We start from the raw sequence: 12,369 nt of genomic DNA, 5'->3' as shown, positions 1-12,369 counted from the left end.
CACCTCGCTGGGTTCCAAGGCGCTGATCGAAGCCGCGGCCAACATCGCCAAAGCCTTGAAGCTGCGCGAGAAGAACGGTTCCATCAGCCTGATCGTGCCAGAGGCCAACAGCCTCGGCCTGGCCATGCTCGGTGGCGAGTCCCTGGACGCCGCCCTGCAAGCCGTGACCGACGGCAGCGCCGATGCGATCGTGGTACTGGAAAATGACCTGTACACCCGCACTGATTCGGCCAAGGTCGACGCAGCGCTGAACGCGGCCAAAGTGGTGATCGTTGCCGACCACCAGAAAACCGCCACCAGCGACCGTGCCCACCTGGTACTGCCCGCCGCCAGCTTTGCTGAAGGCGACGGTACCCTGGTCAGCCAGGAAGGACGCGCCCAGCGCTTCTTCCAGGTGTTCGATCCGAAGTACATGGACGCCAGTATCCTGGTTCACGAAGGCTGGCGCTGGCTGCATGCCCTGCGCGCCACCCTGCTGAACCAGCCGATCGACTGGACCCAGCTCGACCACGTGACTGCTGCTGCAGCCGCAGCCGCACCGCAACTGGCGCGCATCGTCGACGCTGCACCGTCTGCCTCGTTCCGCATCAAGGGCATGAAACTCGCCCGTGAACCGCTGCGTTACTCCGGCCGTACCGCCATGCGGGCTGACATCAGCGTGCATGAGCCACGTACGCCACAAGACATCGACACCGCGTTCGCCTTCTCCATGGAAGGTTACTCGGGTTCGGTCGAGCCACGTCAGCAGGTGCCATTTGCCTGGTCGCCGGGCTGGAACTCGCCGCAGGCCTGGAACAAGTTCCAGGACGAAGTCGGTGGCCACATCCGTGCCGGCGACCCGGGCACCCGCCTGATCGAAAGCATCGGTGACTCGCTGAACTGGTTCGCCAGCGTTCCGCGTCCGTTCAACCCGGCCCAGGGTACCTGGCAGGTTGTGCCGTTCTTCCACCTGTTCGGCAGCGAAGAGACTTCTTCCAAAGCCGCGCCGGTACAAGAGCGCATTCCAGCCGCCTACGTGTCCGTAGCCAAGTCCGAAGCCGACCGCCTGGGCGTCAACGACGGTGCCCTGCTCAGCGTGAACGTCGCCGGCAAGACCCTGCGTCTGCCGCTGCGCATCGACGAAGAGTTGGGTGCTGGCCTGGTTGCATTGCCAAAAGGCCTCGCGGGGATTCCTCCGGCGATCTTCGGCCTTACCGTTGACGGTCTGCAGGAGGCAGCTCAATGACCTGGTTCACCCCTGAAGTGATCGACGTGATCATCGCGGTGGTCAAGGCCATCGTGATCCTGTTGGCCGTGGTCGTGGCGGGCGCCCTGCTCAGCTTCGTCGAACGTCGCCTGCTGGGCTGGTGGCAGGACCGTTACGGTCCGAACCGCGTTGGCCCGTTTGGTATGTTCCAGATCGCCGCCGACATGCTGAAAATGTTCTTCAAGGAAGACTGGACCCCGCCGTTTGCCGACAAGGTGATCTTCACCCTGGCACCGGTCGTGGCCATGAGCGCCTTGCTGATTGCCTTCGCAATCATCCCGATCACCCCGACCTGGGGCGTGGCGGACCTGAACATCGGCTTGCTGTTCTTCTTCGCCATGGCCGGCCTGTCGGTCTACGCGGTGCTGTTCGCCGGTTGGTCGAGCAACAACAAGTTCGCCCTGCTGGGCAGCTTGCGGGCTTCGGCCCAGACCGTGTCCTACGAAGTGTTCATGGGCCTCGCGCTGATGGGCATCGTGGTGCAGGTGGGCTCGTTCAACATGCGCGACATCGTCGAGTACCAGGCGCAGAACCTGTGGTTCATCATTCCGCAGTTCTTCGGCTTCTGTACGTTCTTCATCGCTGGCGTCGCCGTGACTCACCGTCACCCGTTCGACCAGCCGGAAGCAGAACAGGAACTGGCCGACGGTTACCACATTGAATACGCCGGCATGAAATGGGGCATGTTTTTCGTTGGTGAATACATCGGCATCATCTTGATCTCGGCCCTGCTGGTCACGCTGTTCTTCGGCGGCTGGCACGGTCCGTTCGGCATCCTGCCGCAGCTGGCGTTCTTCTGGTTCTTCCTGAAGACCGCGTTCTTCATCATGCTGTTCATCCTGCTGCGCGCTTCCATCCCGCGTCCACGGTATGACCAGGTGATGGATTTCAGCTGGCGATTCTGCCTGCCGCTGACCCTGATCAATTTGCTGGTGACTGCTGCCGTTGTGTTGTTGAACACGCCAGCGGGCGCGGTTCAGTGAGGATTTGACCCATGTTCAAATATATTGGCGACATCGTTAAGGGTACCGGTACCCAGTTGCGAAGCCTGGTGATGGTGTTCGGTCACGGCTTTCGCAAACGCGACACCCTGCAATACCCGGAAGAAGCGGTGTACCTGCCGCCGCGTTATCGCGGCCGCATTGTCCTGACCCGCGACCCCGACGGCGAAGAGCGCTGCGTGGCCTGCAACCTGTGCGCCGTGGCGTGCCCGGTGGGTTGCATCTCGCTGCAGAAAGCTGAAACCGAAGACGGTCGCTGGTACCCGGACTTCTTCCGCATCAACTTCTCGCGCTGCATTTTCTGCGGCCTCTGCGAGGAAGCTTGCCCGACCACCGCGATCCAGCTGACACCGGATTTCGAGATGGCCGAGTTCAAACGTCAGGACCTGGTGTACGAGAAAGAAGATCTGCTGATCTCTGGTCCCGGTAAAAACCCTGATTACAACTTCTATCGTGTTGCAGGTATGGCCGTTGCCGGTAAGCCGAAAGGCGCCGCACAAAACGAAGCCGAGCCGATCAACGTGAAGAGCTTGCTGCCTTAAGGAAGAAAGATGGAATTCGCTTTCTATTTCGCATCGGGTATTGCAGTGGTGTCCACGCTTCGCGTGATCACCAACACTAACCCCGTGCACGCCCTGCTCTACCTGATCATTTCGCTGATCGCCGTGGCCATGACCTTCTTCAGCCTCGGCGCACCGTTCGCCGGTGTACTGGAAGTGATCGCCTACGCCGGCGCCATCATGGTGCTGTTCGTGTTTGTGGTGATGATGCTCAACCTGGGGCCGGCGTCTGTCGCCCAGGAACGCGTCTGGCTCAAGCCCGGCATCTGGCTCGGCCCGGTGATCCTGGCAGCCCTGCTGCTGGGTGAACTGCTGTATGTGCTGTTCGCTCACCAGAGCGGCCAGGCCATCGGCCACACCACCGTAGACGCGAAAGCCGTGGGCATCAGCCTGTTCGGCCCGTACCTGCTGGTGGTCGAACTGGCTTCGATGCTGCTGCTCGCTGCAGCCATCACCGCCTTCCACTTGGGCCGCAACGAAGCCAAGGAGCAATGACGATGCCTGCTATCCCTTTGGAGCATGGTCTGGCGGTCGCCGGCATCCTGTTCTGCCTTGGCCTGGTCGGCCTGATGGTTCGCCGCAACATTCTGTTCGTGTTGATGAGCCTGGAAATCATGATGAACGCCGCGGCACTCGCGTTCATCGTGGCCGGTAGCCGTTGGGGCCAGCCGGATGGACAAGTGATGTTCATCCTGGTGATCAGCCTGGCAGCCGCCGAGGCCAGTATTGGCCTGGCGATCCTGCTGCAACTGTATCGTCGCTTCCACACGCTTGATATCGACGCTGCCAGTGAGATGCGCGGATGAACATGATCTTTCTGACTTTCGTATTTCCCCTGATCGGTTTCCTGCTGCTGTCGTTCTCCCGTGGACGCTGGTCGGAAAACCTCTCGGCCCTGGTCGGTGTGGGTTCCATTGGCCTGTCGGCAATTGTGGCCGCCTACGTCATCTGGCAATTCAACGTCGCACCGCCTGAAGGCGGTCACTACACCCTGGTGTTGTGGCAGTGGATGTCGGTGGAGGGCTTCAAGCCCAACTTCGCCCTCTACGTCGACGGCCTGTCGATCACCATGCTCGGCGTGGTGGTGGGTGTGGGCTTCCTGATCCACCTGTTCGCGTCCTGGTACATGCGCGGTGAAGCGGGTTACTCGCGCTTCTTCGCCTACACCAACCTGTTTATCGCCAGCATGCTGTTCCTGGTGCTGGGCGATAACCTGTTGTTCCTGTACTTCGGCTGGGAAGGCGTGGGCCTGTGCTCGTACCTGTTGATCGGTTTCTACTACAGCAACCGCAACAACGGTAACGCCGCACTCAAAGCCTTTATCGTGACCCGGATCGGCGACGTGTTCATGGCCATCGGCCTGTTCATCCTGTTCCAACAGGTGGGCACGCTGAACATCCAGGAACTGCTGGTGCTGGCACCGCAGAAATTCCAGGTCGGCGACTTCTGGATCACCCTGGCTACCCTGATGCTGCTGGGTGGCGCTGTCGGTAAATCCGCGCAACTGCCGCTGCAAACCTGGCTGGCGGATGCGATGGCCGGTCCTACCCCGGTTTCGGCACTGATCCACGCCGCGACCATGGTAACCGCCGGTGTCTACCTGATTGCCCGTACCCACGGCCTGTTCACCCTGGCGCCGGAGATTCTGCACCTGGTGGGCCTGGTGGGTGGCGTGACCCTGGTACTGGCAGGTTTTGCTGCCCTGGTTCAGACCGACATCAAGCGTATCCTCGCCTACTCGACCATGAGCCAGATCGGCTACATGTTCCTGGCCCTGGGCGTTGGCGCCTGGGACGGCGCGATCTTCCACCTGATGACCCACGCCTTCTTCAAGGCCCTGCTGTTCCTTGCTTCCGGTGCGGTGATCGTTGCCTGCCACCACGAGCAGAACATCTTCAAGATGGGCGGCCTGTGGAAGAAACTGCCGTTGGCCTACGCCAGCTTCATCGTCGGCGGCGCGGCCTTGTCGGCCCTGCCACTGGTGACCGCAGGTTTCTACTCGAAAGACGAAATCCTCTGGGAAGCCTTTGCCAGCGGTAACCACGGCCTGCTGTACGCCGGCCTGGTAGGTGCGTTCATGACCTCGCTGTACACCTTCCGCCTGATCTTCATCACGTTCCACGGTGAAGCCAAGACTGAAGCCCACGCAGGCCATGGCATTTCCCACTGGCTGCCACTGTCGGTGCTGATCATCCTGTCGACCTTCGTCGGCGCCATGATCACCCCGCCACTGGCCGGTGTTCTGCCGGAAAGTGCCGGCCATGCCGGTGGTGCAGCCAAGCACAGCCTGGAAATCGCCTCGGGCGCCATCGCCATCGCGGGTATCCTGCTGGCGGCCCTGCTGTTCCTCGGCAAGCGCCGCTTCGTCACCGCCATCGCCAACAGTGGCATTGGCCGCTTCCTTTCGGCCTGGTGGTTCGCTGCCTGGGGCTTCGACTGGATCTACGACAAACTGTTCGTCAAGCCGTACCTTGCGATCAGCCACGTACTGCGCAAAGACCCGCTCGACCAAACCATCGGTTTGATCCCGCGTGCCGCCAAGGCCGGTCACACCGCCCTGAGCCGCAGCGAGACCGGCCAATTGCGCTGGTATGCAGCTTCAATGGCGGCCGGTGCCGTCCTGGTAATCGGCGCCATCATCGTGGTCGCGGTCTGACTATGCACATTGCGAACTTTGCGAACTTGCGAAAGGAAACGAGCCCGTCATGATTCTGCCCTGGCTAATCCTGATCCCCTTTATCGGCGGCCTGCTCTGCTGGATGGGTGAACGCTTCGGCGCCACCCTCCCCCGCTGGATTGCGTTGCTGACCATGTCCCTGGAACTCGCGCTCGGCCTCTGGCTGTGGGCCCACGGTGACTATTCATTTGCTCCGGCACCGGGTGTCGATCCCACCTTCGCGCTTGAATTCAAGCACGTGTGGATCCAGCGCTTCGGCATCAACGTGCACCTGGCCCTCGACGGCCTGTCGCTGTTGATGATCCTGCTGACCGGCCTGCTGGGTATCCTCTCGGTACTCTGCTCCTGGAAAGAGATCCAGCGTCACGTGGGCTTCTTCCACCTGAACCTGATGTGGATCCTGGGCGGCGTTGTCGGCGTGTTCCTCGCCCTCGACCTGTTCATGTTCTTCTTCTTCTGGGAAATGATGCTGGTGCCGATGTACTTCCTCATCGCGCTCTGGGGTCACAGTTCTTCGGACGGCAAGAAAACCCGGATCTACGCGGCGACCAAGTTCTTCATCTTCACCCAGGCTTCCGGCCTGATCATGTTGGTGGCGATCCTGGGCCTGGTACTGGTCAACTTCAACAGCACGGGCGTGATCACGTTCAACTACGCCGACCTGTTGAAAACCAAGATGTCCCTGACCACCGAGTACATCCTGATGCTGGGCTTCTTCATCGCGTTCGCGGTGAAGCTGCCGGTGGTGCCGTTCCACTCCTGGTTGCCTGACGCTCACGCCCAGGCGCCGACTGCGGGTTCCGTCGACCTGGCCGGTATCCTGTTGAAGACGGCGGCCTACGGCCTGCTGCGTTTCGCCCTGCCGTTGTTCCCGAATGCCTCGGCCGAGTTCGCGCCGATCGCCATGACCCTCGGTCTGATCGGGATCTTCTACGGTGCGTTCCTGGCCTTCGCCCAAACCGACATCAAGCGTCTGATTGCCTTCTCGTCCGTTTCCCACATGGGCTTCGTACTGATCGGCATCTACTCCGGCAGCCAACTGGCGCTGCAAGGCGCAGTGATCCAGATGCTGGCTCACGGTGTGTCGGCTGCGGCACTGTTTATCCTCAGCGGCCAACTGTACGAGCGCCTGCACACTCGTGACATGCGCGAGATGGGTGGCGTGTGGTCACGTATCGCCTACCTGCCGGCCATCAGCCTGTTCTTCGCCGCCGCATCCCTGGGCTTGCCGGGTACTGGTAACTTCATCGGCGAGTTCCTGATCCTGATGGGTGCCTTCGTGCATACGCCGTGGGTCAGTGCGATCGCTACGTCTGGCCTGGTGTTCGGTTCGGTCTACTCGCTGATCATGATCCACCGCGCATACTTCGGTCCGGCCAAGTCCGACACCGTGTTGCACGGCATGGACGGTCGCGAACTGATCATGGTGCTCGGCCTTGCGGTACTGCTGGTGTTTATCGGCGTGTACCCGCAACCGTTCCTGGATACTTCTGCCGCAACGATGCATGGCGTGCAGCAGTGGTTCGGCACCGCCTTCTCTCAACTCGCTTCGGCCCGGTAAGAGCGCTATGGAATTCACGATCCAACACTTTATCGCGCTTGCGCCGCTGCTGATCACCAGCCTCACCATCGTGGTGGTGATGCTGGCGATCGCCTGGCGCCGCAATCACTCGCAAACGTTCCTGCTGTCCTGTGCGGGCTTGAACCTGGCCCTGCTGTCGATTATCCCGGCACTCAAGGTCGCGCCACTGGCCGTGACCCCGCTGATGATGGTCGATGACTTCGCGCTGCTGTATATCGCGTTGATCCTGGTTGCTACCCTGGCCTGCGTCACGCTTGCCCACGCCTACCTCGGCGAAGGCGGCACCGGCTACCCGGGCAACCGCGAAGAGCTGTACCTGCTGATCCTGCTGGCTGCGGCCGGTGGTATCGTGCTGGTCAGCGCGCAGCACCTGGCCGGCTTGTTCATCGGCCTGGAACTGCTGTCGATCCCGGTCTACGGCCTGGTAGCGTATGCCTTCTTCAACAAGCGCTCCCTGGAAGCCGGCATCAAGTACATGGTGCTGTCGGCTGCCGGTTCGGCATTCCTGTTGTTCGGTATGGCCCTGCTCTACGCAGAAGCCGGCAGCCTGAGCTTCAGCGGTATCGGTCACGCCCTGGCAGCCTCCGGCAGCCCAGCGCCAATCGCCCAACTGGGCCTGGCCATGATGCTGATCGGCCTGGCGTTCAAGCTGTCGCTGGTGCCGTTCCACCTGTGGACCCCGGACGTGTACGAAGGCGCCCCGGCGCCGGTGGCTGCTTTCCTGGCTACCGCGTCGAAAGTCGCCGTGTTTGCCGTGATGGTGCGTCTGTTCCAGATCTCCCCTGCGGCCAACACCGGTGTACTCAGCAACGTGCTGACCATCATCGCCATCGCTTCGATCCTGTTCGGCAACCTGCTGGCGCTGACCCAGAACAACCTCAAGCGTCTGCTGGGTTATTCGTCCATCGCGCACTTCGGTTACCTGCTGATCGCCCTGGTGGCGAGCAAGGGCCTGGCGATGGAAGCCATCGGCGTGTACCTGGTCACCTACGTGATCACAAGCCTGGGTGCATTCGGTGTGATCACGCTGATGTCCTCGCCTTACAAAGGCCGCGACGCCGACGCCCTGTACGAATACCGCGGGCTGTTCTGGCGCCGTCCGTACCTGACCGCCGTACTGACCGTGATGATGCTGTCCCTGGCGGGTATCCCGCTGACTGCGGGCTTCATCGGCAAGTTCTACATCGTGGCCACCGGTGTTGAAGCGCACGAATGGTGGTTGGTTGCTTCCCTGGTACTGGGCAGCGCCATCGGCGTTTTCTACTACCTGCGCGTGATGGTGACCTTGTACCTGATCGAGCCAAACCTGCGCCGTGTGGACGCCGAGTTGCACTGGGAACAGAAAGCAGGCGGCGTGATGCTGCTGGCAATCGCCCTGCTGGCGTTCTTCCTGGGTGTGTACCCACAACCGTTGCTCACCCTGGTGCAGCATGCGGTGATGGCGGGTTGATCGCTTAGTTAAACGCAGCAAGCAAAACGGCGCCTTCGGGCGCCGTTTTGCGTTTCTGGCGTATTAATTTGTTGTCTGACACACAAAGGGAATTTTCCTCGTCGAGATGCCTCCCCTTCCGGCATCACCCTGCCTGGGTCGCTCGTATCGTGGTTGCGTTTTAGGAAACATCCCACAGCAGGGTCACTTGACCCACCGCAGATGGGCCACCAAACTATACGCAGGCTACGTACAGAACATGGATGCTCTATTTATCGAATTGCCGGCCTTTGAGCGGCACCGCAGGGATTATCTGAGTGATGAGTTATTTCACGGCTTTCAACAAGAGTTGATGAGAAACCCGCAAGCGGGCAACGTGATAGAGGGAACCGGCGGGTTACGCAAGGTGCGCTTTGTCGACGAGCGACGCAACAAGGGCAAACGGGGTGGCCTGCGAGTCATCTATTACTGGTGGTCGGGCGGTACGCAGTTCTGGCTGTTCACCCTTTATGGCAAACACGAACAGGACGACCTGAGCGCTCAACACAAAACGGCGCTCAAACACCTGCTGGACAGGGAAATCAAAGCGAGAAAATCTTATGAAACGTGACATCTTTTCCGAACTGGTCGAAGGCTTCGACGCGCTGGCAGATGAACGAGAAGGCAAGGTAACGCTGCGCAGCCACAAGGTGCAGTTGAGCAAGCTGGCACCGCTCACTGCCGACGAAGTAGTCGCTGTGCGTCAACAACTCAATCTGTCGCGCTCGGTGTTTGCGATGTACCTGCGCACCAACACCCGGACCCTGGAAAATTGGGAGCAAGGCCGGGCCACACCCAATGCTCAGGCGGCAACCTTGATTCGGCTGGTGTCGAAGTTTCCGGAGACGGTGGAACGTTTGGCGCTGTTGACCTGATCGATCAATCCAGCCAAGCCCGTCGGCAACGGGACGTTGCCGATGGCTCAAGCCTGCAATCAAATCCTGAACTGCCCCACCAACTGACCCAACCGCTGCCCCAGGTCCGCCAGGCTGCGAGAGGTCTCGGCACCCTGTTGGGTTTCATCGGCCACGCTGTCAACCGCCACCGCGATCTGATGCACGCTGCGGTTGATCTCTTCGGCCACGGCGGTTTGTTCTTCCGCCGCGCTGGCGATCTGCGCGTTCATCGAGTTGATGGTGCCGATCAGCTGCGCCATGGTGTCCAGGGACGCTCCGGCTTCGTTGGCCTGGGCCGATGTGCCGTCACCGGCGTCACTGGAACGGCGCATGGACTCCACGGCGGCTTCGGTGCCTTTTTGCAGGCGGTCGATCATGCCCTGGATCTCCTGGGTGCTTTGCTGGGTGCGGCTGGCCAACGCCCGTACTTCGTCGGCGACCACGGCAAAACCACGACCGGCCTCCCCTGCCCGCGCGGCTTCAATGGCGGCGTTGAGGGCGAGCAAGTTGGTCTGTTCGGCAATCGAGCGGATCACGCCAAGCACGCTGACAATCGACGACACATCCTGCTGCAAGCTGTCCAGGGACACGCCGCTGCTGCGGATGTCGTTCACCAGCGCGTGAATCTGCGCGATGCTGCCATCCACGACTTTTTTCGCGGCCTGGCCTTCGGCGTCGGTTTGCTGCGCAGCGACGGCTGCGCCTTGGGCACTGCGCGCCACTTCATGGGCCGCGGAGGACATTTCGTTGATCGCGGTAGCCACCTGGTCGGTCTCGTGACGCTGGCGCTCCATGGCCTTTTCCGAGCGGTTGGCTTGCTCGGCGACCTGGCTCACCAGGCCGGTAAGCTGGGAGGTCATCTCGGTGATCTGGCGTACCAGGCTGTGGATCTTGTCGACAAAGCGGTTGAAAGAGCCTGCCAGTTCGCCAAGCTCGTCCTGGCTGGTGATGGCCAGGCGGCGGGTCAGGTCACCCTCACCGGCGGCGATGTCGTCGAGGTTGATCTTCATCAGGTGCAACGGCCGCAGGATGGTATTGGCCACCAGCATGCCCACGGCGGCAATCACCAACAGCACCACCACGGCAATGCCGATGATGCTCAGCACCACGCCTTCCATGCGTTTCTCCACCTTGGCCTGAACCTCGGCAACCTGGGCGTCGATGCCGTCCAGGTTCACCGAGGTACCGATCACCATGTCCCACTTGGGCAAGTATTCGGTGTAGCCAAGCTTGGGCACCAACTCGGTCTGGCCGGGCTGCGTCGAGCTGTATTGCAGGTAGTGGGTGCCGTCCTTGCCGACTTTCACCAGGTCGCGGTTGACGTAGACGCCGTTCGGGTCGCGGTTTTCCTTGAAGCTTTTGCCGACGCCGTCCGGGCTGTTGCCCTTGAACAGGCGAATGGTCTCGGAGTCGTAGCCGAAGAAATAACCGTCCTTGCCATAGCTGGTGTTGGACAGCAGCTTGACCACTTGCGTCCGTGCGGCCGTATCGCCTTGGGCGGCAGCGTCGTACAGCGGCTTGATGGTGGTCATCGCCACCTCGACGTAGCCGCGCAAGGTGGTCTTGGCGTCGTTGAGCAGGTTCTGACGGGTTTCTTCGACCTCGTTGCGGGCCTGCTCCCGAAGGATCCACACCGTGGTCAGGCTGATGATCACGGCAAACAACAACACGGGCAGGACAGCAAGGGACAGTACTTTGGCCTTTAGACTCAGACGCATGGCTCTTCTCTCTTGAGGGACAACTCAAGAGGTTAACGGCTAGTTACAATAAATCTGTAGGACAATCCCGTCAGAGCGTCATCGCGGCAAACCAGCCAAACGCCAGCAGCGGAATGTTGTAGTGCAGGAAGGTCGGCACCACGGTGTCCCAGATATGGTGGTGCTGGCCATCGATGTTCAAACCGGAAGTCGGGCCCAGGGTGGAGTCCGACGCAGGCGAGCCGGCATCACCCAATGCCCCGGCCGTGCCGACGATGCACACGATCGCCAGCGGGCTGAAGCCCAGCTGCACGCACAGCGGCACAAAGATCGCCGCCAGGATCGGCACCGTGGAAAACGACGAGCCGATGCCCATGGTCACCAGCAAGCCCACCAGCAGCATCAGCAGCGCGCCCACACCGCGGCTATGGCCGATAAATGCCGCGGAGGCTTGCACGAGTGTCTGCACTTCACCGGTGGCCTTGAGCACTTCGGCAAAGCCTGACGAGGCGATCATGATGAAGCCGATCATCGCCATCATCTTCATGCCTTCGGTGAACAGGTCATCGGTGTCGCGCCAGCGCACGATGCCCGACACCGAAAAGATCAGGAACCCGGCCAGGGCGCCAATGATCATCGAGTCCAGCCACAGCTGGATAATGAACGCCGCCGCAATCGCCAGGCCGGCCACCAGCAGGGTCAGCGGGTTGTAGTGCACCGCCACCTGCTCGACTCGCTCGATCTTCTCCAGGTCGTACACACGCTTCTTGCGGTAGCTGACAAACACCGCCACCAGCAAACCGACCACCATGCCCAGCGCCGGTAGGCCCATGGCATGGGTGACGTTGACCTGGCTGATGTCGACACCGCTCTTGGCCACGTTGGCCAGCAGGATCTGATTCAGGAAGATGTTGCCGAAGCCCACCGGCAGAAACATGTAGGGCGTGATCAGGCCGAAGGTCATGACGCAGGCGATGAGACGGCGGTCCAGCTGCAGTTTGGTCAGCACGTATAAAAGCGGCGGTACCAGCAGCGGGATAAACGCGATGTGGATCGGCAGGATGTTCTGCGAGGCGATGGCCACCACCCAGAGCAGACCGATCAGCAGCCATTTGACGTGACTGCCGCCCGTGGCTTCCTGGCGATCCACCAGCAGCAGGGCTTTATCGGCCAGCGCATGGGCCAGGCCTGATTTGGCAATCGCCACGGCGAACGCGCCGAGCAGCGCGTAGGACAACGCCA

General features: G+C 61.1%; 12 protein-coding genes and 1 pseudogene. 10 read left to right on the top strand and 3 right to left on the bottom strand.

All coding sequences use genetic code 11. From position 1 onward, the window contains the following. From HX846_RS22790 to HX846_RS22745, 10 genes are all read left to right on the top strand, one after another. The coding region (locus HX846_RS22790; protein ID WP_178966133.1) for a molybdopterin-dependent oxidoreductase at positions 1-1,225 on the top strand (1,225 nt) is incomplete at its 5' end. Continuing rightward, positions 1,222-2,229, top strand: coding sequence for an NADH-quinone oxidoreductase subunit NuoH (nuoH, locus tag HX846_RS22785; protein ID WP_003219563.1), 1,008 nt, complete (start codon positions 1,222-1,224; stop codon positions 2,227-2,229). The genes HX846_RS22790 and nuoH, both read left to right, overlap by 4 nt. Positions 2,230-2,240: 11 nt before the next feature. Next, the gene (nuoI, locus tag HX846_RS22780; RefSeq protein WP_003174725.1) at positions 2,241-2,789 is read left to right on the top strand and encodes an NADH-quinone oxidoreductase subunit NuoI; all 549 of its coding nucleotides are present in this window, start codon (positions 2,241-2,243) and stop codon (positions 2,787-2,789) included. Positions 2,790-2,798: 9 nt separating this feature from the next. Further along, complete coding sequence (gene nuoJ / locus HX846_RS22775) at positions 2,799-3,302, top strand: NADH-quinone oxidoreductase subunit J (protein ID WP_003219561.1); 504 nt, start codon at positions 2,799-2,801, stop codon at positions 3,300-3,302. Between the two features lie 2 nt (positions 3,303-3,304). Next, a complete protein-coding gene (nuoK, locus tag HX846_RS22770; protein WP_003219560.1) occupies positions 3,305-3,613 on the top strand; it encodes an NADH-quinone oxidoreductase subunit NuoK in 309 nt (102 codons plus the stop codon). Then, positions 3,610-5,463: an NADH-quinone oxidoreductase subunit L gene (gene nuoL / locus HX846_RS22765; RefSeq protein ID WP_003219559.1), complete on the top strand. Its 1,854-nt coding sequence runs from the start codon at positions 3,610-3,612 to the stop codon at positions 5,461-5,463. The genes nuoK and nuoL overlap by 4 nt, the downstream gene beginning before the upstream one ends. A gap of 49 nt (positions 5,464-5,512) precedes the next feature. Next, positions 5,513-7,045, top strand: a complete 1,533-nt coding sequence (gene nuoM, locus HX846_RS22760; RefSeq protein ID WP_003219558.1) for an NADH-quinone oxidoreductase subunit M — start codon at positions 5,513-5,515, stop codon at positions 7,043-7,045. A 7-nt stretch (positions 7,046-7,052) separates the two neighbouring features. Continuing rightward, on the top strand, positions 7,053-8,516 hold the full coding sequence (nuoN, locus tag HX846_RS22755) for an NADH-quinone oxidoreductase subunit NuoN (RefSeq protein WP_003219557.1): 1,464 nt from the start codon (positions 7,053-7,055) through the stop codon (positions 8,514-8,516). Positions 8,517-8,754: 238 nt separating this feature from the next. Next, positions 8,755-9,105 (top strand): toxin, encoded by a 351-nt coding sequence (locus HX846_RS22750; RefSeq protein WP_032899042.1) that lies wholly within the window; start codon positions 8,755-8,757, stop codon positions 9,103-9,105. After that, complete coding sequence (locus HX846_RS22745) at positions 9,095-9,409, top strand: DNA-binding transcriptional regulator (RefSeq protein WP_003219555.1); 315 nt, start codon at positions 9,095-9,097, stop codon at positions 9,407-9,409. The genes HX846_RS22750 and HX846_RS22745 overlap by 11 nt, the downstream gene beginning before the upstream one ends. A 59-nt stretch (positions 9,410-9,468) precedes the next feature. Here the strand turns inward: HX846_RS22745 and HX846_RS40450 are convergent, their stop codons facing one another. The 3 genes and pseudogenes from HX846_RS40450 to HX846_RS22735 form a co-directional block, all read right to left on the bottom strand. Further along, positions 9,469-10,224, bottom strand: a complete 756-nt coding sequence (locus HX846_RS40450; protein ID WP_371132964.1) for a methyl-accepting chemotaxis protein — start codon at positions 10,222-10,224, stop codon at positions 9,469-9,471. A gap of 102 nt (positions 10,225-10,326) precedes the next feature. Then, positions 10,327-11,148 (bottom strand): annotated as a pseudogene (locus HX846_RS40445) (cache domain-containing protein); the annotation flags it as partial. Between the two features lie 70 nt (positions 11,149-11,218). After that, positions 11,219-12,369, bottom strand: a 1,151-nt coding sequence (locus tag HX846_RS22735; RefSeq protein ID WP_178966131.1) for a Na+/H+ antiporter family protein, incomplete at its 5' end; no start/stop codon positions are given.

This window comes from Pseudomonas sp. K5002, assembly GCF_013386655.1.
Taxonomy (GTDB): Bacteria; Pseudomonadota; Gammaproteobacteria; order Pseudomonadales; family Pseudomonadaceae; genus Aquipseudomonas.
This window is presented reverse-complemented; position numbering and strand designations above follow the sequence as displayed.